General features: G+C 68.9%; 21 protein-coding genes. 11 read left to right on the top strand and 10 right to left on the bottom strand.

Annotated features, from left to right (window positions below; translation table 11 throughout):
- Positions 1 to 35: 35 nt before the first annotated feature.
- Positions 36 to 659 (bottom strand): hypothetical protein, encoded by a 624-nt coding sequence (locus C475_RS07280; protein WP_006883156.1) that lies wholly within the window; start codon positions 657 to 659, stop codon positions 36 to 38.
- Between the two features lie 146 nt (positions 660 to 805).
- On the opposite strand from C475_RS07280, the gene C475_RS07285 reads away from it, so the two are divergent.
- Together C475_RS07285 and C475_RS07290 are read left to right on the top strand one after the other, a co-directional pair.
- Positions 806 to 1,951 (top strand): enolase C-terminal domain-like protein, encoded by a 1,146-nt coding sequence (locus C475_RS07285; protein ID WP_006883157.1) that lies wholly within the window; start codon positions 806 to 808, stop codon positions 1,949 to 1,951.
- A 60-nt stretch (positions 1,952 to 2,011) separates the two neighbouring features.
- The gene (locus C475_RS07290; protein WP_006883158.1) at positions 2,012 to 2,974 is read left to right on the top strand and encodes a hypothetical protein; all 963 of its coding nucleotides are present in this window, start codon (positions 2,012 to 2,014) and stop codon (positions 2,972 to 2,974) included.
- Between the two features lie 34 nt (positions 2,975 to 3,008).
- On the opposite strand, the gene C475_RS07295 is transcribed toward C475_RS07290, so the two are convergent.
- From C475_RS07295 to C475_RS07305, 3 genes are all read right to left on the bottom strand, one after another.
- Entirely contained in the window at positions 3,009 to 3,650 is a 642-nt protein-coding gene (locus C475_RS07295; RefSeq protein WP_006883159.1) for a ThuA domain-containing protein, read from the bottom strand.
- Positions 3,651 to 3,988: 338 nt separating this feature from the next.
- Positions 3,989 to 4,255: a hypothetical protein gene (locus C475_RS07300; RefSeq protein ID WP_006883160.1), complete on the bottom strand. Its 267-nt coding sequence runs from the start codon at positions 4,253 to 4,255 to the stop codon at positions 3,989 to 3,991.
- A gap of 59 nt (positions 4,256 to 4,314) precedes the next feature.
- Positions 4,315 to 5,046 carry a diphthine--ammonia ligase gene (locus C475_RS07305; RefSeq protein ID WP_006883161.1) on the bottom strand — a complete coding sequence of 244 codons (732 nt, stop codon included), beginning with the start codon at positions 5,044 to 5,046 and terminating at the stop codon, positions 4,315 to 4,317.
- A 203-nt stretch (positions 5,047 to 5,249) separates the two neighbouring features.
- Between C475_RS07305 and C475_RS07310 the strand changes: the two genes are divergently transcribed.
- Positions 5,250 to 5,804: a CBS domain-containing protein gene (locus C475_RS07310; RefSeq protein ID WP_006883162.1), complete on the top strand. Its 555-nt coding sequence runs from the start codon at positions 5,250 to 5,252 to the stop codon at positions 5,802 to 5,804.
- 98 nt (positions 5,805 to 5,902) lie between these two features.
- On the opposite strand, the gene C475_RS07315 is transcribed toward C475_RS07310, so the two are convergent.
- Entirely contained in the window at positions 5,903 to 6,547 is a 645-nt protein-coding gene (locus tag C475_RS07315) for a DUF502 domain-containing protein (RefSeq protein ID WP_006883163.1), read from the bottom strand.
- A 111-nt stretch (positions 6,548 to 6,658) separates the two neighbouring features.
- Entirely contained in the window at positions 6,659 to 7,585 is a 927-nt protein-coding gene (locus C475_RS07320; RefSeq protein WP_235728438.1) for a proline dehydrogenase family protein, read from the bottom strand.
- A 164-nt stretch (positions 7,586 to 7,749) separates the two neighbouring features.
- Here C475_RS07320 and C475_RS07325 point away from each other — a divergent pair, with 164 nt between their 5' ends.
- From C475_RS07325 to C475_RS07335, 3 genes are all read left to right on the top strand, one after another.
- Positions 7,750 to 8,295 (top strand): CDP-2,3-bis-(O-geranylgeranyl)-sn-glycerol synthase, encoded by a 546-nt coding sequence (locus C475_RS07325; protein WP_006883165.1) that lies wholly within the window; start codon positions 7,750 to 7,752, stop codon positions 8,293 to 8,295.
- A 77-nt stretch (positions 8,296 to 8,372) separates the two neighbouring features.
- Positions 8,373 to 8,945, top strand: coding sequence for a cysteine hydrolase family protein (locus C475_RS07330; RefSeq protein ID WP_006883166.1), 573 nt, complete (start codon positions 8,373 to 8,375; stop codon positions 8,943 to 8,945).
- Positions 8,946 to 9,455, top strand: a complete 510-nt coding sequence (locus C475_RS07335) for a GNAT family N-acetyltransferase (protein ID WP_006883167.1) — start codon at positions 8,946 to 8,948, stop codon at positions 9,453 to 9,455.
- A 20-nt stretch (positions 9,456 to 9,475) separates the two neighbouring features.
- Here the strand turns inward: C475_RS07335 and C475_RS07340 are convergent, their stop codons facing one another.
- Together C475_RS07340 and C475_RS07345 are read right to left on the bottom strand one after the other, a co-directional pair.
- Positions 9,476 to 10,345: a hypothetical protein gene (locus C475_RS07340; RefSeq protein WP_006883168.1), complete on the bottom strand. Its 870-nt coding sequence runs from the start codon at positions 10,343 to 10,345 to the stop codon at positions 9,476 to 9,478.
- 234 nt (positions 10,346 to 10,579) lie between these two features.
- Positions 10,580 to 11,473: a hypothetical protein gene (locus C475_RS07345; protein ID WP_006883169.1), complete on the bottom strand. Its 894-nt coding sequence runs from the start codon at positions 11,471 to 11,473 to the stop codon at positions 10,580 to 10,582.
- 83 nt (positions 11,474 to 11,556) lie between these two features.
- Between C475_RS07345 and C475_RS07350 the strand changes: the two genes are divergently transcribed.
- The gene (locus C475_RS07350) at positions 11,557 to 12,255 is read left to right on the top strand and encodes a lipoate--protein ligase family protein (protein ID WP_006883170.1); all 699 of its coding nucleotides are present in this window, start codon (positions 11,557 to 11,559) and stop codon (positions 12,253 to 12,255) included.
- An 80-nt stretch (positions 12,256 to 12,335) separates the two neighbouring features.
- The gene (locus C475_RS07355; RefSeq protein ID WP_006883171.1) at positions 12,336 to 13,760 is read left to right on the top strand and encodes a dihydroorotase; all 1,425 of its coding nucleotides are present in this window, start codon (positions 12,336 to 12,338) and stop codon (positions 13,758 to 13,760) included.
- Between the two features lie 7 nt (positions 13,761 to 13,767).
- Here the strand turns inward: C475_RS07355 and C475_RS07360 are convergent, their stop codons facing one another.
- Positions 13,768 to 14,163: a hypothetical protein gene (locus tag C475_RS07360; protein ID WP_006883172.1), complete on the bottom strand. Its 396-nt coding sequence runs from the start codon at positions 14,161 to 14,163 to the stop codon at positions 13,768 to 13,770.
- A gap of 177 nt (positions 14,164 to 14,340) precedes the next feature.
- On the opposite strand from C475_RS07360, the gene C475_RS07365 reads away from it, so the two are divergent.
- The 3 genes from C475_RS07365 (at position 14,341) to C475_RS07375 (ending at position 20,082) form a co-directional block, all read left to right on the top strand.
- Positions 14,341 to 17,079: a dipeptide ABC transporter ATP-binding protein gene (locus C475_RS07365; protein WP_006883173.1), complete on the top strand. Its 2,739-nt coding sequence runs from the start codon at positions 14,341 to 14,343 to the stop codon at positions 17,077 to 17,079.
- 135 nt (positions 17,080 to 17,214) lie between these two features.
- Positions 17,215 to 19,017 (top strand): ABC transporter substrate-binding protein, encoded by a 1,803-nt coding sequence (locus C475_RS07370; protein ID WP_049930245.1) that lies wholly within the window; start codon positions 17,215 to 17,217, stop codon positions 19,015 to 19,017.
- A 21-nt stretch (positions 19,018 to 19,038) separates the two neighbouring features.
- Positions 19,039 to 20,082: an ABC transporter permease gene (locus C475_RS07375; RefSeq protein ID WP_006883175.1), complete on the top strand. Its 1,044-nt coding sequence runs from the start codon at positions 19,039 to 19,041 to the stop codon at positions 20,080 to 20,082.
- 12 nt (positions 20,083 to 20,094) lie between these two features.
- Here the strand turns inward: C475_RS07375 and C475_RS07380 are convergent, their stop codons facing one another.
- Positions 20,095 to 21,324 carry an RNA-guided endonuclease InsQ/TnpB family protein gene (locus tag C475_RS07380; protein WP_049930247.1) on the bottom strand — a complete coding sequence of 410 codons (1,230 nt, stop codon included), beginning with the start codon at positions 21,322 to 21,324 and terminating at the stop codon, positions 20,095 to 20,097.
- Positions 21,325 to 21,451 lie beyond the last annotated feature (127 nt).

Genomic DNA, 21,451 nt, shown 5'->3' on the forward strand with positions numbered 1-21,451 from the left:
CCGCCGAGCGCCGGAGCTGCGCGGGGCCGGTGGAACTAACAGACCGGCTTCGGGTTGACGCCCAGCGCTTCGAGCGTCTCGAAGTAGGCTTCGTAGTCGGCCTCGACGGCGCCGGCGGCGGCGGCGACCGCGTCGTCCCAGTCGTCCGCGCTCTCGCAGGCGTCGGCGAGCAGGTCGCTCGCGCGCTCGACGTACTCGTCGTAGTCGTCGCCGAACGCGCGGAACGTGCTCGCGGTGCGAGGGCTGGCCTGGCCGACGAAGTAGCCGACGACCTGGTCGGCGTTGTTGCCCGCCGCGAGCGCCCAGCCGACGAACGCGCCCAGTCGCTCGGCGGTCCCGGAGACGCCCCCGAGGTGGGTGACGACCGCCGGTTGCTCGCCGGGGTCGTACTCGCCGCGCTCGTCGGCGGCCGCCTCGGCGTGGTCGCGCTCGGTCGCCGCGGCATCGGCGAACAGCTCGCTCACCTCGCCCGACTCCTCGTCGGCCCAGCCGTCGAAGTTTTCGGCGGCGAAATGCGCACGGTCGGCCACGGCCCCCAGCACCGCGTCGTCGTCCATCTCGCCCTCGGTGTCGGCGTACAGCGCCTTCGACGAGCCGAGCCGCGACAGCGGCGTCGCCGCCTCGTCGCGAACTGACTCGACGAACTCCTGTGAATCCATGTCGGAAGCGTCGGCCGGCGGCGGCTTGTAACCATCGTCTCCCGAGCGAACGGGGGTTCAGTGGCTGCGTTCGCCCGCCCACCGCGCGTCCCGGAACGGCTCGCCGAGAGGCGTCTCTTCATGGCGGGACCGACCGATCCGCCGGTATGGAGATCAGACACGTCGACGCCGTGCTGACGCGACCGGGACGCAACTACGTCCTCGTGCGCGTCGAGACGGCCGACGGACTCGTCGGCTGGGGCGACGCCACGCTCAACGGCCGCGAGAAGGCCGTCGAGGCCGCGCTCGACCACCACGTCGCGCCCGAGCTGGAAGGCCGCGACGCCACACGCGTCGAAGACGTCTGGCAGTACCTCTTCCGGGGGACCTACTGGCGCGGCGGGCCGGTCCTCAACAGCGCGCTCTCGGGCGTCGACATGGCCCTGTGGGACCTGAAAGGGAAAGCGGCCGGCGCGCCCGTCTATGACCTGCTCGGCGGTCGGACCCGCGAGTACGCGACCGCCTACACGCACTGCGGGGACGACGACGTCGACGCTATCGTCGCCAACTGCGAGGCCGCGGCCGAGCGCGGGTTCGACCACGTCCGGGTCAACGTCGGCGACCCGGCGGGCGAGTACCTGAACCTCGACCGCGTCATCGACGGTGTCGGCGAGGTGCGCGAGCGACTCGGCCCCGCTCCGGAGCTGATCGTCGATATCCACGGTCGGGCGACCCCCCGGGAGGCCAGACGAGTCGCTACCGGGCTCGAATCGGCCGACCTGTACTTCCTCGAAGACCCGCTTCGGCCGGAGAACCGCGACGCGTTCGAGCGGTTGCGGGCGGCGACGACCGCGCCGCTGGCGATGGGGGAGCTGTTCACGAACCCCTGGGAGATGCGCCCGCTGATCGAGGACGAACTGGTCGACTTCCTGCGGGTCGACCTCTCGCACGTCGGCGGGATCACGGCCGCGCGGAAGCTCGCGGCCGTCGCCGAACACCACTACGTCGAGACGGCCTTCCACGGGCCACCGGACCTCTCGCCGGTGGGTCAGGCCGCCAGCGTCCACGTCGACCTCGCCGTCCCGAACTTCGGCGTCCAGGAGTTCACCGACCACGCGGCGGTCTACGGCGCCCCCATCGACGACGTGTTTTCCGGCGGCGCGACGCTCGAGGAGTCCGTCGGCGGGCTCGACGTCCCCGACGAACCGGGGCTGGGTATCGACGTCGACCGCGAGGCCGCGCTGTCCTACGAGTACGAGCGCAGCCACCTCCCGACCGTCCGGCGCGAGGACGGCAGCGTCGCCGACTGGTGACCGGCGGACGGCCGCTCGCGGACCCGAAAACACTTGTCCCGGACTCGCCGATATCCGACGATGACCTCCCTCCCCCGTCGCGAGTTCCTCGCAGCCGCCGGCGCGGCCGCCGGCACCGCCCTGTCGGGCTGTGCCGCCGTCGAGGGGCTCTCCGGCGAACAGCAGCTGACCTACACGCTCGACGCCGACCGGGTCGGCACGTCACTGGCGCCCCTGGCGCTGTGGGAACCGCCCGAGGAGCCGCGGTCGTGGACCGCCGACTACGCGGCGAACGTCGAGGCCGCGGTCGCGGGCGAGCGGCCGACCACCCACGGCTATCGGCCCGTCCCCGACGGCGAGTACGTCGAGCGCGACGGGACGTACTACCGACTGTCGGTCGTGACGACCGGCCTCGAACGGATCGAGCGGCCGGTCCTCCGGCTGAAGTGGGTCGGACGGCTCGACGAACTGGAAGATCCGCCGGAGCGCGTGCGGTTCCCGGCGCTCACGCGGTTGGACCAGCGCGCGGTCAAGATCGCGTACGTCGCCGCGCGCCACCGCCAGATGGGCGGGACCGCTCCCGGCGGCGTGGTCGAAGCGGGCGGCTACGTCTACCGCCGGGGGTACGAAGGGTCCCAGAGCGGGCTGGCGCCGGACCCGCTGCACGACCACGTCGAGTACAACGGGACCGTCCTCGAAGTCTCCGTCGAGCGCCGAACGTTCGCCGAGCCGGCCAGAACCGGCGTCGCGACCCCGGTCGCCGACTCCGAGGCCGGATTCGAGCGCGCGCTCGACGGCGAGATGGTCGACGCGCGGCTCGACCCCGAGACCCTCTCGGAGGACCAGCGCCTGATGCTGTCCCGCGACAGCTACGAGGAGACGACGCCGCTCTCGGAGGGGTATCGCGAGTTGCTCGCGGATCTGGGGTTGAGCGATCTGCTGAACGTCGGTACCGAGGCCGATTCTCGCGCCGAGAACGGGCTGTATCTCGCGCTCGGCGAGGAGTACTACCGCTACGGGCTGTACGTCAATCCGGCGGACTGATAGCCGGAGCGGGGTCGGACGGCCTCGTCGCCGCTCAGCTCGCGTCCGCCCAGTCGACGGCGTTGCGCAACAGCGTCACGAACGAGTCGTCTGCGAGCGCGTCGTCGGTGTGTCCCAGCGAGATGTACGCGACCCGACCCGCGTCCTCGTTGGTCCAGACGACGGGGTACTCCTTGAGGTCGGGGTGGTCCATCGTCGCGAGCACGGTCACGTCGTCGTCCACCTCGACCTGGTACGGTTCGTCGAAGACGGTGAAGTCCTTGACGCCGTCGGTGACGGCGTGTTCGCCGACGATGTCGACGCCGAACTCCGACTGCTCGGGGTGGGTGAGGAAGTGACCGCCGATCAACTCGCGCAGTTCCGGGAACGGCTCCTCGCGGGGGTCGAGCAGCTCGTCGGGGTCGTCGGCCGCGGTCGAGGTGAGGTCGGAGGCGCAGTGGACGCCGACGTAGCCGCCGCCCGACTCGACGTGCCCGACCAGCGCGTCGCGCTGGTCGTCGGTGAGCGTCGAGTCGGTGAGGTAGTCGACGAGCACGTCGTACTCGCCGGTCAGCGCGTCGCGGTCGGTCGTGATCGTCACGTCGTACCCCTCCAGCGCGGCCGCGAAGGCGTCGCGCTTCTCGTCGATAGCGTGGAACGGGAAGGTGTTTTCCCCGAGCACGAGCACGCGTGTCATGTCCGCCCCGTCGGCCCTCCATCGGTTAGCTCCACCGGTCCCGGAAGCGGTGTACGGTTTCGCCGTCGGATCCCCCCCCGGCCGCCGAGTGGGGGGCGTTCGCACTGGTCGTATGCCTCGTCAACACATACCGGGTAAACAATTATTAACGTCCGGTGCGATAGTGCTCGTATGGCAACACGCCAGTCCACGTCGGACGCGACTCCGATATACCACACGTGCAGCTGTGGGAAACAGTTCGGAACCACAGAGGACCTCCTCGAGCACGCACGAGAGTCGCACGGACTGAGCGTATTCTAGACCCTCGCGCCGGCCCGGGCTGGACCGGCGCGCGAGGGTCAGTACACCCGCACCTGAAACTGTTCGTAGCCGCCGTGAGACAGTTCTAGCGACCCGATCCACCAGTTCCATCGCTCGACCAGCGAGTGGTCCGCCGGCGCGTCGGCGAGGTTCTCGAGCACCGCGTCGACGGTGAGTTCGAACCCCAGGTCCTCGGCGATTCGCCCCGAGTCCGCCAGGTCCCGCGCCTGCCGGGCGACCACCCGCCGCGCGTCCGCGTCACCCTCGAAGCGTTCGAGTTCCGACTCCAGTCGCTCCCGGTTCACACGGGTCCGATCGGCGCCAAGACCCTTGAATGACCGTCATCGCCTGCGGCGCCGAACGGTCACGCCAACCGCGCATCTTCGATCCGCAGCGTTCCGCGGGTCCCGTCCCACTCGGTCTCGTGGTCCAGTTCGATCGCCCGTTCCATGTGCGGTCCGTCGGTCACCAGCGTCTCGAACTCGCCGCCCTCGCCGAGGATATGGACGCCGTACCTCTCGTTGAGGGCTTCGAGTTCGTCGAGAGCGTCGGCGTCGAGGCGGCGTCCGAGCCAGGACTCGTCGAGGCCGCCGGCGGCGACGCGGATGATCCGGATCTCGAACCCCGCCGCCAGCATCTCGTCGGCGAGCTCCCGTGGGTCCCGTTGCCACAGCGGCGCGAACACCTCGGCGTCGAGCCGGTCGGCCATCGCCTCGATCCGGGTGGTCTGATACTCGCTCTCGACCGCGCCGGCGGTAACGCCCGCGAGCCCGCCCGGGAGTTCGTCGGCGAGGTCACGCAGTGCGGCCTCCAGCGGTTCGAGTTCAGCGTCGCCCTGCGCACCCGAGTCCACCGTCTCGCTCGCGGCGAAGTCGTCGGGTTCGACCTCGACCAGCGGGATCCCGATGCTCTCGGCGGCCAGGCTCGCCAGCCGCGTCGCCGGCACGTGGTACATGTAGGAGTCGCCCTCCGGGTGGACGGTCACGAGCCGCTCGACCGGGAGCCCGCGTTCGAGCGCCCGATACAGCGCCCACGAAGAGTCCTTCCCGCCCGAGAAGAGCGACACCCAGCCGCCCCCGTCCGCGTCCTCTGTCATACCCCCGATTGGGCCCCGTACGCACTTACAGACTCCGGAACCGACACCCCGCTCGCCCGACGAGCGACTCCGAGCGAGCGTGGTCGCCGTCCCTCGATGTCCGCCCGCTTCACCCGGAAACGGCCGGTCGGCGGTCGGATCCGGCCGAATTCCACCGTGCGCGCCGGCGTAGGTTTTTTATATTACCTCTGGTTATCGAGGGTATGGAATTACCGACGCCGGCGGACTTGCGGGAGCGGCGGAACGACTTGGGGTTGACGCAGAGCGACCTGGCCGACAGGGCGGACGTATCCCAGCCGCTGATCGCGCGGATCGAGGGCGGGGACGTGGACCCGCGGCTGTCGACGCTGCGGCGGATCGTCAACGCCCTGCAGGAGGCCGAGGGGGCCATTCTGCGCGCGGAGGACCTGATGACCTCGCCGATCGTGAGCGTCAGGCCCGACGACTCGGTCCACGAGACCCAGGAACTGATGGACGAACCGGGGTTCTCGCAGGTGCCGGTCGTCCGCGACGGCACGCCCCTGGGACTGATCAGCCACTCGGACATCCGCCAGCGCTCGGACGACTCGGAGGCCGACAACGTCGGCGACTACCCCGTCGACGAGGTCAAACGCGAGTCCATCGCGACCGTCGAGCCCGACGCGACCATCGACGAGATCAACGATTACCTCAACCACAACGACGCCGTCCTCGTCGTCGAAGACGGCGAGACCGTCGGGATCATCACCGAAGCCGACATCGCCGCCCACCTCAGCTGAACCCCCACCGCACGGCCCGACCCCGCTTCCACTCACGCCGTCGTCCGTTCGGCCGCCGCTCCGCCGGTTCGGTCGCCGCTTTCCCCCGCGAGCGGTTCCTACGTCTCGTCGTCACCGTCACCGTCCGCAGCGACGTCGACGGGGATCGAGGTCTGCTCGGCCTCGCCGAACCCGGCGCTGAGGACGCGCGTCAGCGCCTCTTCGACGCGTTCGTCGGTCTCTTCGTAGGAGTCGGGGTCGACCTCGACGACGAAGCCCGTGGTGATGTTCGGCGCGGTCGGGAGAAAGAGCACGTCGCGGCCGTCCTCGGTGGATTTGCCGGTCTTGAACGCGGTCATCCGCATCCCCTGCCAGGTCTCGATCTTGACCGGTTCCTGAAGCTCGTCGGCGCCGGAGACGACCGTCTCGACCGCCATCTTCGAGGCGTTGTAGACGACGCGGAGCCCGGGGAGCTGGTTCATGACGCGGTCGATCCCGCTCTCGATGACGTCGCCAAAGGTGGTCCGCATCAGATAGCCCAGCGAGAAGACGACCAGGACGAAGATGACGAGCGTCAGAAGGACCCGAAGCGGACTGCCGACATCCACGTCGCCGGTCCCGACCGTGACGTTGTGGCTGTCGACCGGCAACGGGAGCCCCGCCAGCGCAGTGTAGATCCAGACGATGATGTATGCCGTCACCAGCAACGGCACGAGGATCACCAGCCCGCTGGCGAAATCGCGCTTCCAGGATGCCGAACTCATCTGCGGATATCTGCCCGCCGGAACGTAGTAAGCGTGTCCCTTCAGGACGCGGACAGGAACGGTAGACGGTGACACCACCCGGCGGTGCCCCTCCGCAGACGGCGCCGACGCTCACCCGGCCACGACCGCCCGCAGCGCGAACGCGAGGTTCTCCTTCCGTTCGAGCACTCGCCGGTAGAAGTACGACACCCACTTCGAGCCGTNCCCGGCCACGACCGCCCGCAGCGCGAACGCGAGGTTCTCCTTCCGTTCGAGCACTCGCCGGTAGAAGTACGACACCCACTTCGAGCCGTAGGGGGCGTACTGCCACACCTCACAGCCCTCGGCCAGTTCGGTCTGGGCGTCTTCGCGGACGCCCATCAGCATCTGCACCTCGTAGGGGGTCCCGTGTTCCTCGTGCAACTCCTCGGCCAGCGCGATCATCGCCGGGTCGTGACTCCCCACGGCGACCCCGTCGTCGAACGCCTCGAACATGTACCGGAGACAGTCCCGATACGACTCGTTCACCCGCGATTTCTCCCGGTAGGCCACCTCGGCGGGCGGGTCGTAGGCGCCTTTCACCAGCCGGACCTTCCCCGGCAGGTCGGCCAGGCGTTCGAGGTCCTCGCGCGTGCGTCTGAGATTCGCCTGGACGCAGACGCCGACGGCGCCGTCGGTCCCCTGCGCGTGGTGCTCGAACGCGTCGAGCGTCGCGTCGGTGGTCGTGTGGTCCTCCATGTCGATCCAGACGAACTCCCCGTGTTCGTCCGCCCGCTCGGCGACTCGGGCGAGGTTCTCCCGGAAGACCGCTTCGCCCACGTCGAGGCCGAGCTGTGAGGGCTTGACCGAAATGCAGGCTCGCAGGTCCGTCCGCGCCAGGTCGTCGATGAGGTCGCAGTAGGTCTCGGCGTCCGCGTCGGCCGGTTCGCGCTCGGCGTAGTGCTCGCCGAGCAAATTCAGGATCACCCCGACCCCGCGGTCGTTGGTCTCGCGGGCGTGTTCCAGCGCGACCGGGGCCGTCTCACCGGCGACGAAGCGACTCGCTATCGGCGGAAGCATGCTAGTACGTATCGCCGACAGTGTGAAAGGGATATCGGCGTCGCGTCCGGCGACGACGGCGGCGCCGGCGGCGGTGCCGGATCGGGCGCGGACGCCGAGCGCCGGAAAGCCACCGGCGGGGCGAACCACGACGACTTAAGAACCACGGGGCTGTCGGCGTCGGTATGGACCTGGTCACGGTGGTGACGACGGCGCTGTGGGCGATGTTGCCCGCGTACGTGCCGAACAACGCGGCGGTGCTGGCCGGCGGCGGCCGCCCCATCGACGGCGGGCGCACCTGGGGCGGCCGGCGCGTCCTCGGCGACGGGAAGACCTGGCGCGGCACTGGCGCCGGGACCGCCGCCGGCGTCGCGCTCGCGCTCGTTCTGAACGCCGCGTCGGGGCCGGTCGCGGACCTGCTCGGGGTCCCCGCGGTGGAGTTCCCGCTCGCGGCCGCCGTGGGGCTGGCGCTGGGCGCGATGGTCGGCGACATCGGCGCCTCGTTCGTCAAACGGCGCAGCGGCCGCGAGCGCGGCGCCCCGTTCCCCGGCCTCGACCAGCTCGACTTCGTCGTCGGCGCGCTCGCGTTCGCCGCCGTCCTCGACTTCGAGTGGGTGACCGCGACGTTCACGGCCCCGGTACTGGCGACGGTCCTGATCGTCACCCCGCTGTTGCACGTCGTCACCAACGGTATCGCCTACCTCATCGGCGCGAAAGACGAGCCCTGGTAGCTCCTCGGGGTACCAGCCGCCTCCCGCTCGGATCCGTCCCAGCAGGGCTTTTGCTTCGGCCGCCCCTACGGCCGGCCATGCAACTCGACGCCGACAGCGCGGCGGTCGTCGCGGTGGACATGCAGAACGGCTTCTGCCATCCGGACGGCAGCCTCCACGCGCCGGGCAGCGAGGACGCCATCGAACCGGTTGGCGAGGCGGTGTCGGCGGCCCGTCAAGCGGGCGCCGAGGTCGTCTGGACCCGCGACGTACACCCCCCCGAGCAGTTCGAAGACGCCCACTACTACGACGAGTTCGACCGCTGGGGCGAGCACGTCGTCGAAGGCTCGTGGGAGGCGGAGGTCGTCGACGGGCTCGAACCCCGCGACGACGACCTCGTCGTCGTGAAACACACCTACGACGCCTTCTACGAGACGCAACTGGAGGGGTGGCTGGACGCCCACGGGATCGACGACCTGGTGATCTGCGGGACGCTCGCGAACGTCTGCGTGTTGCACACGGCCTCCAGCGCGGGCCTGCGCGACTACCGGCCGGTGCTGGTCGAGGACGCCGTCGGCCACATCGAGGAGGACCACCGCGAGTACGCGCTGGAACACGCCGACTTCCTGTTCGGCGAGGTGACGCCGCTCGACGGGATCGAGTTCGTCTGAATGGCCTCCGACACCGATCCCGGACGACTCCGCCGGTACGAGCCTCGGGACCGCGACGCCGTCTGGGACCTCCACCGGAGCGCGCTTCGCGATGCGGGTTCGAACCCCGAAGACGTGCCGGACAACGACGATATCCGCGATATCGAGGCGAACTACCTCGACACGGGTGGGGAGTTCCTCGTCGTGGAATCCGACGGGGAAGTCGTCGCGATGGGCGGTCTCGCCGTCGAGGACGAGGAGCTCCCGGCAGGTGCCGGCGAACTCCTGCGGATCGCGGTCCACGTCGACCACCAACGCGAGGGACACGGCGACCGCGTCGTCGCCGGTCTGGAGGACGCGGCCCGCGAGCGCGGCCTCGACCGCGTGTTCCTCTGGACGGCCCAGCGCCAGCGGTCGGCCGTCCGGTTCTACCGATCGCGGGGCTACGAGGGCACCGACCACCGGACCGAGGGCGAGTACGAACTGCTCCGCTTCGAGAAGGCGGTCGACGGGTCCCCACCCGTCCGCTGACGTCTCTGCCCGGCAGTCCGTTAGAACCAGACCACTCGCCACTCCCCGTATTCGGGTGCGACAAGCCACCGCTGTTCGAACGTCTCGATGCCCAGCTGGTCGTCGCTCAACGACGTCGCGACGACCGCGTTCTCCCCTGCGATGTCCTCGATCGCGTCCCTCGACGTCCAGCTGACGAACGAGGTGAACTCACTCGCGATCGCTGCGGACTCGACGTCCTCGGTGACGACTTCGGTCCGGTCGAGTTCTTGCCGTCTGAGACCGCGGAAGTACCAGGGCGTGTACTCGGCGACGTTCACCAGCGGGGAGGCGCTGTGCGAGAGGTCCGCGACGGGCTCATCGAGCGCTTCGAACGTCTCGGCCAGCGCGACCTGACGGAAAAACTCCCGGACTGCGGCCTCGGGACTGTCCCGCTCGCCGAACCAGACCAGCCGCCACTCGCCGTCCTCCGGCGCGACGAGCCATTCCTTCGCGAACGTCCTACCGACGACCTCGTCCGTTTCGAGCGCGACTGCGACGACCGCGTTGTCCTCGGCGATCGTCTTGACCGCCTCGTCGCTCACCGACCCGGCGAAGAAGTCCGACACCTCCCGAACCGCCTGCGCGTCGATGTCCTCCGCGACGACCTCGATCTCGGCGACTTCCTGGTTCAAGGCCCCGTCGAGGGTCCGCGGTATGTCCTCCGCGGCCTTCGGGAGGGGCGAGGCGCTGTGTGCGAGTTCCGGGACCGACGACGCGAACGCACGCGCGGTTTCGGCCGCGGCCGCGCGGCGGTAGTACTCCTTGACGACAGTTTTCGGACCGTTCGAGACGTGGGAGGCGAAGTCGCGAGCGGCCGCGAACGCGAGGACCGACGCACCGCTTGCTGAGAGGAACGTTCTCCGTTCCATACGCCGAGTCGAAGACCTGTCGAATAAAGTTACTTTTCCGACTTCGGCGCTGCTTTCGGCCCCACTCTCACCCAAATTCCGCGAGGGACGGACGGACATTCTGGCGAGTTCCGGAGAGCTACCGTGCGGGCCGGCCCGGCAACGGGGTGCAGGGTAGCGACGGCTGTGGCAGCCGAACCGGGGTCGTCGCATCCGGGACCGACCCCCCACGCGACCACCCTGACGGAGACCCAGTCACGACCGGATATCGACGCGAACGTCGGTCCCGACAGGGAGACCGATCGACTCGCCGACGAGCTTGACACCGACGTGGTCGCGACCGAGCGCGAGCGCGATCCCCCGAATCGGATCGCCGTTGGCCAGCACGGTCGGAGCGGTCCAGTTGACGGTCCGTCCGTCCGCACGGCCGACGCGCTCGCCGCAGAGGAACACGTCGCGCTCGTCGTCGGGCGACTCCGCCCTCAGGAGGCCGCCGCCGTCGTAGTGCGGGAGGCCGCCGTCGAGGACGCCCAGCGGCTCGCCGTCGGCGTCGGTCGCGGCGAGCCCGGCGAATCGCTCGCCCGGTGCCGAATGCGCAGGCGTATCGAGGACGGCGTAGGTATCGCCCGCGGCGACGACGGTGCCGGTGCCGTCCCAGTCGAGGGCGTCCACGGGGACGGAGTGGTCGAGTTCGAGCGGCAGCGAGCCCGCGGCGCGGTGGTGGTTCGCACCGCGCTCGCGGAACCCGAGGTGGAGGTGGTTGGCGACCCAGGGGGCGAAGAAGCCGGCGCGGACGAGCCTGCCCAGCGAGTCCCCCACGGCGACGCGGTCGCCCGCCGAAACGCCGGGCTCGACGTGCAGCACCCGTGCGACGTGCTCGCCCGTGTCGAGGAGAATCAGGTGGTCGTCGTCGGCGGCGTAGGGCTGCGAGGGCGCCCGGACCGTCCGGGTCTCGACGACTTCGCCGGCGACGGGCGAGGGCGCGTCGATCCGGGGGCCGTCCTCGGGGTTCGGCCGGAGCGTGTCGCCGTCGACGTCGCCCGGATAGAGGTCGACCGCACAGCCGCGGTCGTGGGCGTCGAAGGGGGAGTTGTAGAGGGAGAACCGTCGGAACGGGGCGAGCGCGTCGGCTGACAGCGTGACGGTCATCGGCGGAGGTTAGGAGAGAAGACACATGACGCTCTCGCTCCGTCGACCGCCGCGGTTTTCTCGCTCGCGCCCGAGACGAAACTATGCGCGTCTATCGCGGCCGGGCCGACGCCGTCGACGCCGACCGCGCGGTCTCGGAGCGGCTGGTCGAGCGCGTCGCCGCCGACCGCGAGCCCGCGGTGCGGGTCTGGCGACCCCACCGACAGGTCGCCTTCGGCCGCCGCGACGCCCGCGCCGAGCGGTACGACGAGGCCCGCGCAGTCGCCGGGGAGCGCGGCTTCCCGACGGTCGAGCGCGACGTGGGCGGTCGCGCAGTCGCCTACTCCGGGTCGACGGTCGCCTTCGCGCGCGTGACGCCGGTCGAGGACCCACGGTCGGGACTGACCGAGCGCTACGACGCGGCGACGGCCGACCTGCTCGACGCCCTGAAATCGCTGGATGTCGACGCCCGCGAGGGCGAGCCGGCCGAGTCGTTCTGCCCGGGCACCCACTCGGTCCAGGCCGACTGTGACGGGCGCGCGCGGAAACTCGCGGGCCTGGCCCAGCGGGTGCGCGCCGACGCGGCCGTCGTCGCGGGCGTGCTCCTCGTCCGCGACCACGCCGAGATCGCGGCTGTTCTCGCTCCGGTCTACGAAGCGCTGGACGTGCCGTTCGACCCGGAGACCGTCGGGAGCGTGGCCGGTGCCGGGGGCGAGGGCGAGCCGGACGCGGTCGTCGAAGCGGTCGAGCGGGCGCTGGTCGAAGGGGAGCCGGCCTCCGCGTCGATAGAACGGGCCGGCTAAGCTCCGCTTACCGCCGAACACGTGGCATCGAGTCTGCAGAAAACCAGTGAACTTAGGGTACCGGGCGTTTGAGGTGGGGTATGCTGTTCCGGAACGCGACGCTCGCGGACGGCCGCCGGCGGGACGTCCGCGTGTCGGGCGAGTCTGTCGCCGCGGTCGGGGAGGATCTGGGCCTCGGGGAGGACGAGCGGACGGTCGACGCGACCGGCAAGCGCCTGCTCCCGGGGATGATCGACGCGCACGTCCACTTCCGCGAGCCCGGCGACTCGCACAAGGAGGACTGGACGACGGGCTCGACCAGCGCCGCCGCCGGCGGCGTGACCACCGTCGTCGACCAGCCCAACACCTCGCCGCCGACCGTCGACGGCGCCGCCTTCGACGAGAAGGCGACCCTCGCCGCCGAGTCGCTCGTCGACTTCGGCCTCAACGGCGGCGTCACCGCCGACTGGGACCCCGACTCGCTGCTCGACCGCGACGTCTTCGCCCTGGGAGAGGTGTTCCTGGCGGACTCCACTGGCAACATGGGTATCGAGGAACCGCTCTTTCTCGACGCTCTCGCGGAGGCCGACGCCCGCGACGTGACCGTCACCGTCCACGCAGAGGACGCCAGCCTGTTCAACGTCTCCGCACAGGAGCGCGACGACGCCGACGCCTGGAGCGCCTACCGCACCGCCCGCGCCGAGGCCGCCGCCGTCGCCCGCGCCTGCGAAGTCGCCGCCGAGCGCGACACGACTATCCACGTCGCTCACACGTCCACACCGAGGGGTATCGACATCGCCGCCGACGCGGGCATGACCTGCGAGGTCACGCCCCACCACATGTACCTCTCGCGCAACGACCTACGCGAACTGGGCACACACGGCCGGATGAACCCGCCGCTGCGCCGCGAGAAGCGCCGCCAGCGCGTCTACGACCGCGTCGTCGACGGCACCGTCGACATGGTCGCCACCGACCACGCCCCCCACACCGCCGACGAGAAAGACGCCGAGATCTGGGACGCACCCTCCGGCGTTCCGGGCGTCGAGACGGCGCTGCCGCTGCTTCTGGCCGACGCCCGCACGGGCGACCTGACCTACGAGCGCGTCCGCGACCTCACCGCCGCCAACCCCGCCGAGGTGTTCGCCCTCCCGAACAAAGGCCGCGTGGCGGAGGGCATGGACGCAGACCTCGTCCTCGTCGACCCCGGGAAGACCCACCCGGTCCGCGCCGACCGCCTGCACACCAAGTGCGACTGGACGCCCTTCGAGGGCCGCGAGGCCGTGTTCCCTCAGCTCACGCTCGTCCGCGGAACGGTCGTCTACGAGCGCGACTCCGACGGCCGGCCCGGCGGGGAGAGCGAGAGCTTCGGCGACGCCGTCGGACGGAACGTCCGCACCGCTGCAGAAAACGCCGGCGACGGCCGCGAACGCGAGTCCGACCGGCTCACCCGCGGCGAGGAGACCGAGTCCATCGCCGACCTCGCCGCCGAGGTCGTCGAGGAGCGCCCCGGCGACGACGGCCACTGAGCGCGACTCAGACCGTTCGTTCCTCCGCAGCGTCGCGTCGCGACTTCGGCACCGGTCGAACGATACCGTAGACGAACCGATAGGACAGCAGTCCGACACCCATCCCCGCGAGCGCGGCGCTCACGACCGTCAACACGACCAGTTCCGTCGCGACGACGACGAGTCCGACCGCGACCGTGGCGGCGACGACGCAGACGATGGCCGCGGCGTACCGCCGCCAGTCGTCCCAGCCGAACAGGTCGTGTTCGTCGACGTACGCGACGGCGACTGTCACGACCGCCGCCACGAGCGCGAGCCACCACGCCTCTCGCAGGCCCGCGACGCCGACGTTCAGGGCACCGAGGGCGATCCAGAGCGCCCCCATACCGCATTCGAGGAGGACCACGCGTCGGGCGGCGTCCATACCCGGCGATCGGTTCGGGCGGGTGAAAAACGTTCAGCAGTGCATCGCGTCGGCGTCGCCCACCGCGTTCGCCCGGTCCGCCGCCGTCTCTTTCCGTCCCGTCACACCAGCTCTCACCGGCGTCCTCCCCCGGTAACCGTGTTATAACTTTTAGACTGATCGACCAAGGGTGTTCGAATGAGCGACCTCCTCTCGATAGACGGGCTGCGGACGCACTTCGACACCGACCGCGGGGTGGTCAAAGCGGTCGACGGGATCGACCTGACCGTCGCCAGCGGCGAGACGGTCGGACTCGTCGGCGAGTCGGGGTCGGGCAAGTCCGTGACCGCGCTCTCGACGATGGACCTGATCGAGGACCCCGGCCGTATCGCCGGCGGAACCGTCCGGTTCGGTGCGGTCGACGCCGTCCGACGACTCGCTCGTCGCTATTCGAGCGGCGTCGCCGTCGAGTCCGACGCGAGCGGTGCGAGGCCGGCCGGCAGGCACTCCAGCGGCACGTTCCTCCACCTGACGGACGCGACGGTCGACCGCGGCGCGCTCGCCCCGACCGTCGACGTGGACCGCTCGCTCGACGACACCACACTCGCTCGCCACCTCGTCCGCGAGGCGCCCGAGCGTGCGCTCCCGGAATCGGGCGACGGCTGGGTTTCGGTCGCCGACGGCTACGTCGACCTGACGGCGGCGCCGGAGTCGGCCATGCGCGACATTCGCGGCGGGGACATGGGGATGATCTTCCAGGACCCGATGACGTCGCTCAACCCCGCGATCACCGTCGGCGAACAGATCGCGGAGAGCCTGCGACTCCACCGGTACGGTCGCAAGCGCTCGGATTCGTGGGTCAACGGCGTCCGCGAGGTCCTCCCGCGGATCGGCGGCGACGTGGACGAGCAGGTGCTCGCGGACACCATCGACATGCTCGACCAGGTCGGCATCCCCGAACCGGCCTCGCGCGTCGACGACTACCCCCACGAGTTCTCCGGTGGGATGCGCCAGCGCGTCCTCGTGGCGATCGCCCTGGCCTGTCGCCCGCAACTCCTCATCGCCGACGAACCGACGACGGCGCTCGACGTGACCATCCAGGCGCAGATCCTCGACCTGATCGACGGCCTCCAGCGAGCCCTCGGGATGGCCGTCCTGTTCATCACTCACGACCTCGGTGTCGTCGCGGAGGTCTGCGACCGCGTCGCCGTCATGTACGCCGGCGAGATCGTCGAGGAGGGGCCCGTCGACGAGATATTCGAGACCCCCTCGCACCCGTACACGTACGCGCTCCTGGAGTCGATCCCCCGCGAGGACACGGGCCGTCTCACCCCGATCGAAGGGTCGGTTCCCAGCCTCGTCGACATGCCCGACGGGTGCCACTTCGCGCCGCGGTGTCCGTGGGTCCAGCCGGAGTGCCGCCACGGAGAGATACCGTACCTCCAGCACGGCCCGGACCAGACCGACCACCGGGCGAAGTGTATCCTCGAATCGTTCGACACGAGCGAGTACGGCGGGGAGACCGCCGGCGTCTCGGCGACGGCGTCCACGCGGACCGACCGCCGACTGCTGTCTGTCGAGGGGCTCGCGAAGCACTTCTCGCAGGCCGACGACCTGCTCGACGAGTATCTGGGCCGCGAGCACGCGAGGATCCGCGCCGTCGACGGCGTCTCCTTCGACGTGTACGAGGGCGAGACGCTCGGACTGGTCGGCGAGTCCGGGTGTGGGAAGTCGACGACGGGCCGGACGCTCCTGCGGCTGCTCGAACCGACCGACGGCCGGGTCGTCTTCGCGGGCGAGGACCTCGCCGACCTGGACAAGTCCGGCTTACGGCGCAAGCGCCGCGATATGCAGATGATATTTCAGGACCCGCTGTCGAGTCTCGACCCGCGGATGACGGTCGGGAAGACCATCGCCGAACCCCTGACGATCCACGACCTCCCCGAGCCCGAGCCAGACGGCTCGCGTCGCGAACAGCGGCGCGACCGCGTGCTAGAACTCATGGACGCGGTCGGACTCGACCCCGACCAGTTCGACCGCTACCCGCACGAACTCTCCGGCGGCCAGCGACAGCGGGTGGGCATCGCCCGCGCGCTCGCCGTCGACCCGGACTTCATCGTCTGCGACGAACCGGTCAGCGCGCTCGACGTATCGGTGCAGGCACAGATCATCAACCTGCTGGAGGACCTCCAGGGGGAGTTCGGGTTGACCTACCTGTTCATCGCCCACGATCTCTCCGTCGTCCGGCACATCTGCGACCGGGTCGCCGTGATGTACCTCGGCGAGATCGTCGAGATCGCCGAGACGGACGAGCTGTTCGCGGACCCGAAACACCCCTACACGCGGTCACTCCTGTCGGCGATCCCCGAACCGGACCCGTCGACCACGGCGGACCGCATCCTCCTGCAAGGCGACGTGCCCGACCCCGCGGACCCGCCGTCGGGGTGTCGATTTCGGACCCGCTGTCCGGAGATCATCCCGTCCGACGATATCGAGATCGACCAGGCGTCCTACCGCGAGGTGATGGACTACCGCCAGCGGGTCGCAGAGCGGTCGATCAACGTCGACGCGATGTGGAAGACCGCCGCCGCGGACGCTCGCGCCACGACCGACGGCGGGACTCCCGGCACCGACACCGGGGCTGGCAGCCCGCGATCGGGGGACGATCCGGCGGTCGCCGACCGGCCGGCATCCCTGTCGGCCTTCGTCGAGACGATGTTCGAGGCGACGTTCGAGACCGACCTCACCGGGCGAAACCGCGCCGTCGTCGCGGCGTCGTTCGAGCACCTGGCCGCCGAGGAGTGGGCGGCCGCCGAGCGCGTCCTCCGCAGCCGCTTCGAGAGCGTCTGTGAGCGACGCCATCCGGTGCTCCAGACCGACAGCCACCCTGCCGCGTGCCACTGGTACGACCAGCCCGGCGACGAAGCCGGTCGCTGAAACCGACGTGAGCCGCTCCCCGCGTACTCCTCTCGCAGTCTCGTCCAGTAACCGATCGTTACTCAGTGTAGCGTTTGTGTACCTGTGTGTGGAGCATCGTGGGGAAGTATAACCCTTCTGGGAGCAGTTGTGATCATGTCTCCGGAAAGATCCATCGACAGGCGGAAGTTCCTGACGCTGGCCGGGTCGACGGCGGCGACGGTAACAGTCGCGGGCTGTGGTGGCGGTGGCGATGGCGCACAGACGACCGAGCCCGGTGACGGCGCCGACGGCGGTGATGGTGACGGAGGTGACGGCGGCGACGGTACTGACGACGGTGACGGCGACACGGAACAGACGGAGCCCGACGATGGCGGGGGTGGAGACGTGAGCGGGACGCTGGTGTACGCCCGCGGGGACCATCCCGAGAACTACGACCCCCAACAGACGACCAGCGGCGAGGTGGCGAAGGTCACGAACCAGGTCTTCGACACGCTGATCCAGTTCGCACCGGGGAGCGGGGGGCAACTCGAAGACGCGCTGGCGACGGACTACTCGCTCGACGGCACGACCGCGACCCTCGAACTCCGCGAAGGGGTCACGTTCCACAACGGCGAGGAGTTCACCGCGAGTGACTTCAAGGCGACCTACCAGCGGTTCACGCAGTCGGACTACGATTACTATCTCGGCGACGAGAACCGGTCGGGGTACGGGCCGTTCACGCTGGGCAACTGGATCGAGAGCGTCGACGACAGCGAGGACTACTCGCTGACGATCGAACTCCAGCAGCAGTACGCGCCGTTCCTGCGCAACCTCGCGATGTTCGCGGCGGCCGTCCTCTCGAAGGCGCAGATCGAGGAGATGGGTGCCAGCGGCGACGATCAGGTCTCGCTCGGAACCCAACCGGTCGGCACCGGGCCGTTCGCTTTCGACCAGCTCGACAACCCCAACAGCCGCATCCGGCTGACGGCCAACGAGGAGTTCTGGGGCGACGGTCCCAACGTCGCGAACGTCGTCTTCAAGACCATCCAGGAGAACAGCACCCGCGTCCAGGACGTCATAAACGGTGACTCGCACGTCACCGACAACCTGGACTCCGACGGGTTCCAGCGGGCCGACAGTAGCGGTTCGGCGACGCTGCTCCGGAAGAACGGTATCAACGTCGGGTACATGGCGTTCAACATGGCCCGCCGCGAGGAGTTCCGCGACCGCCGCGTCAGGCGGGCCGTGTCTCACGCCGTCAACACCGAGGCGATCGTCGACCAGATCTACCAGGGCTTCGCCACGCAGGCCGACCAGCCGCTCCCGCCGGACGTGCTGGGTCACAACGACGACCTCGAACCGTATCCGCAGGACAAGGACCAGGCCCAGTCGCTCCTCGAAGAAGCGGGCTACGGCGACGGCTTCGAGTTCGAACTCGCGACGTTCTCGAACCCGCGGGGGTACAACCCGAGTCCGATCCAGACCGCGAACCAGGTCAAGTCCGACCTGGAGGACATCGGGCTGTCGGTGAACATCAACCAGTTCTCGACGTTCAGCCCGTACCTCGACTACACTGACCAGGGCAGACACGACGCCTGCTTCCTCGGGTGGTACACCGACAACGCCGACCCCGACAACTTCCTCTACGTCCTGTTGGACCCGAAGGTCTCGATGGACGCCGTCCCCGACGGGCAGGACTGGGTGAGCTTCGACACCGAGGGGTACAGCACCCTCAACGTCTCCGCGTGGGCCAACACCGACTACATGGAGATCGTCCGCGAGGCCCAGCAGACCTACGACGAGGGCGAGCGCGAGTCGATGTACGTGGAGGCCAACCGGATCGCTCACGACGAGGCACCGTGGGTGTTCGTCGACTACGCCGAGACGCTGCGAGCGATCAACGAGGCCGTCGTCGAGGACTCCTACACCGTCAGCTCGGTCGGCGGCCCCTACCTCAACACGGTCGAGATCCAGTAGGGCTCCCCTCGCACTCCAGCCATGGCCTCGCTCAGGTTCGTCGTCAAGCGGCTCCTCCTGCTCGTCCCGGTGCTGTTCGGAGTGGCGACGCTCGTCTTCGCCATCCTCCACCTCGCACCGGGCGACCCGGCGCGGATCATCGCCGGGCAACGGGCCTCGACGGAGCAGGTGAACCAGGTCCGCCGAGAGCTCGGCCTGACGCGGCCGCTGTACGTGCAGTACGTCGACTTCCTCACGGACGCGGCCCGCTTCGACTTCGGGGAGTCCTACAGCATCAGCCAGGGCGCGCCGGTCCGCTCGGTCATCGCCGACCGGTTGCCGGTCACGCTCGAACTCGCGGTGTACGGGCAACTGGCGGGCATCTTCATCGGCATCCCCCTCGGCGTCCTCTCGGCGGTCAAACAGGACTCCGCGACCGACCACCTCACGCGCGTCGGTGCGCTGTCGGGCATCTCGATCCCCATCTTCTGGTCCGGACCGCTGTTGATCCTCCTGTTCGCCACGTACCTCGGCGTCCTCCCGACCAGCGGTCGGATCGAGTCGACGCTGTTCCTCCCGGACCACTGGACGCTCCTGGGGCGACAGCTACCGCTGACCGGGATGATAACCGTCGACACGCTCCTGCTCGGGCGGTTCGACGCGTTCGTCTCGGCGGCGCGGCACCTGCTGATGCCGGCGCTGGTCATCGGCATCTACTCGACCGCGCTCATCTCCCGGATGATGCGCTCGTCGATGCTCGAAGTCGTCCGGCAAGACTACATGCGAACTGCGCGCGCGAAGGGCCAGGGCGCGAAGATCACCGTGATGAAACACGGGTTCCGGAACGCGCTCATCCCCGTCGTCACCATCATCGGCATCCAGTTCGGGACGCTGCTCGGCGGGGCGGTCCTCACCGAGACCGTCTTCGGGATCAACGGGATGGGGCTGACCATCGTCCGCGCCATCGGGTCGTCGGACTACCCGGTCGTCCAGGGGACCGTCCTCACCTTCGCGCTCCTGTTCACGCTCGTCACGCTCGTCGTCGACATCACCTACGGCTACCTCGACCCACGGATCCAGCAGTAAGCTAACCCACGGCTAAAGCCGTGGGCTTTCACCATGGACTCCCGCTCTAACCGAATCCGGTACGGGAACTACCCCGTTCGCGTTCAGCATCCCGGTGTTCAAGCGCACGCCTACGGGTGCGCCTCCCTCGCTCCCAGTCTGGTCGCGAAGGAGTTTCAGACCGATGTTCTTGGCAGCGTTGTAGTCAGCGTGGTTCTCGTACCCACAGTCCTGGCAGCAGAACAGCTCCTGGGACGGCCGGTTCTGCTCGTGTGTGAACCCACACGTCGAGCACCGCTGGCTTGTGTAGTTCGGGCTCACCTGCTCGACAGAGATACCCCGCTCCTCGGCCTTGTAGGAGACGTAGTCGTAGAGCCGTCGGAACGCCCACTCGTGGAACCGACGAAGGTTTGTCATCCGTTCTCGGATACCCGTCAGGTTCTCAAATGCGATGTGCGAGCAGTTGGTCTCGACAGCTTCCTCAACGATCTCGTTCGCGACACAGTGGAGGTGTTGTCCGAACCGACCAGCCTCTTTTCGACCAACACTCTGGATGTTCTCGTGTGCCCAACGCGTCCCACACTTCTGGAGGGACTGCCGGCGCTCGACGTACTCCTGTCGCCAGTGGTTGAGTTCGTCAGCAGACCAGAACTGCCCCGTCGACGTGACGGCGAGGTTCTCGATCCCGAGGTCGACCCCAAGAACCGTTCCGTTCTCGGGTCGGTTGGGAACGTCCACGTTCGCCTTTGTTCGGACGTGGAGGTAGAACGAACCGTTGCGATAGTGGAGTGTTGCGCCGGTCGTCTCCCACTCATCGGAACGCAGGTACTCCGAGTGGGGCGTGTCACGGTTCTCGTCGGGGAAGACGTACTCGACGGTGACGCGCCCATCGACAGTCGCCAGCGTCGCGTGGTCGTTGTGAAAGGTCGCATTGCGTTGGTTGTACTCGCAAAACGGCGTCGTGAACGTGGGCAGGGTGGCGGACTCACCCTTAGACCACTTTGCGACAACGCTCTTGAGTGCGTCCACGGCACGATCGCGAGCCGACTGAACGTGGTTGCTATGCAACTCAGTTCGGTCGCGTACATCGGCGTACGTCTCCTCGTGGAGTGCCGACTTGCGCGTTTCGACCCATTCACCGTCGTAGGCTGCGTCGACAACGTAGTTTGCAGCGTGGAGAAACTGATGGATCGTCTCACGAAGAAGGTCCGCGTCGCCACCGACCACGTTGAGTTTCACGGGGACAGTTCGACGGACCTCCATACAACATCACAATAAATATCATGTACTTAAGGATTAATATACTGTGGGGGAGTCAGAATACCACAGCACGGTGGTTGTATCGTCAAGTGAACGCGCTTCCTCCCACCCCTATACGGGTGGGTTTCGG

The organism is Halosimplex carlsbadense 2-9-1 (assembly GCF_000337455.1).
Lineage (GTDB): Archaea > Halobacteriota > Halobacteria > Halobacteriales > Haloarculaceae > Halosimplex > Halosimplex carlsbadense.

What these genes read in the sequence shown, in the direction of transcription:
- C475_RS07280 (WP_006883156.1), bottom strand. Translation starts at nt 659, where the DNA reads ATGGATTCACAGGAGTTCGTCGAGTCAGTTCGCGACGAGGCGGCGACG.
- C475_RS07285 (WP_006883157.1), top strand. Translation starts at nt 806, where the DNA reads ATGGAGATCAGACACGTCGACGCCGTGCTGACGCGACCGGGACGCAAC.
- C475_RS07290 (WP_006883158.1), top strand. Translation starts at nt 2,012, where the DNA reads ATGACCTCCCTCCCCCGTCGCGAGTTCCTCGCAGCCGCCGGCGCGGCC.
- C475_RS07295 (WP_006883159.1), bottom strand. Translation starts at nt 3,650, where the DNA reads ATGACACGCGTGCTCGTGCTCGGGGAAAACACCTTCCCGTTCCACGCT.
- C475_RS07305 (WP_006883161.1), bottom strand. Translation starts at nt 5,046, where the DNA reads ATGACAGAGGACGCGGACGGGGGCGGCTGGGTGTCGCTCTTCTCGGGC.
- C475_RS07310 (WP_006883162.1), top strand. Translation starts at nt 5,250, where the DNA reads ATGGAATTACCGACGCCGGCGGACTTGCGGGAGCGGCGGAACGACTTG.
- C475_RS07315 (WP_006883163.1), bottom strand. Translation starts at nt 6,547, where the DNA reads ATGAGTTCGGCATCCTGGAAGCGCGATTTCGCCAGCGGGCTGGTGATC.
- C475_RS07325 (WP_006883165.1), top strand. Translation starts at nt 7,750, where the DNA reads ATGGACCTGGTCACGGTGGTGACGACGGCGCTGTGGGCGATGTTGCCC.
- C475_RS07330 (WP_006883166.1), top strand. Translation starts at nt 8,373, where the DNA reads ATGCAACTCGACGCCGACAGCGCGGCGGTCGTCGCGGTGGACATGCAG.
- C475_RS07335 (WP_006883167.1), top strand. Translation starts at nt 8,946, where the DNA reads ATGGCCTCCGACACCGATCCCGGACGACTCCGCCGGTACGAGCCTCGG.
- C475_RS07340 (WP_006883168.1), bottom strand. Translation starts at nt 10,345, where the DNA reads ATGGAACGGAGAACGTTCCTCTCAGCAAGCGGTGCGTCGGTCCTCGCG.
- C475_RS07345 (WP_006883169.1), bottom strand. Translation starts at nt 11,473, where the DNA reads ATGACCGTCACGCTGTCAGCCGACGCGCTCGCCCCGTTCCGACGGTTC.
- C475_RS07350 (WP_006883170.1), top strand. Translation starts at nt 11,557, where the DNA reads ATGCGCGTCTATCGCGGCCGGGCCGACGCCGTCGACGCCGACCGCGCG.
- C475_RS07355 (WP_006883171.1), top strand. Translation starts at nt 12,336, where the DNA reads ATGCTGTTCCGGAACGCGACGCTCGCGGACGGCCGCCGGCGGGACGTC.
- C475_RS07360 (WP_006883172.1), bottom strand. Translation starts at nt 14,163, where the DNA reads ATGGACGCCGCCCGACGCGTGGTCCTCCTCGAATGCGGTATGGGGGCG.
- C475_RS07365 (WP_006883173.1), top strand. Translation starts at nt 14,341, where the DNA reads ATGAGCGACCTCCTCTCGATAGACGGGCTGCGGACGCACTTCGACACC.
- C475_RS07370 (WP_049930245.1), top strand. Translation starts at nt 17,215, where the DNA reads ATGTCTCCGGAAAGATCCATCGACAGGCGGAAGTTCCTGACGCTGGCC.
- C475_RS07375 (WP_006883175.1), top strand. Translation starts at nt 19,039, where the DNA reads ATGGCCTCGCTCAGGTTCGTCGTCAAGCGGCTCCTCCTGCTCGTCCCG.
- C475_RS07380 (WP_049930247.1), bottom strand. Translation starts at nt 21,324, where the DNA reads ATGGAGGTCCGTCGAACTGTCCCCGTGAAACTCAACGTGGTCGGTGGC.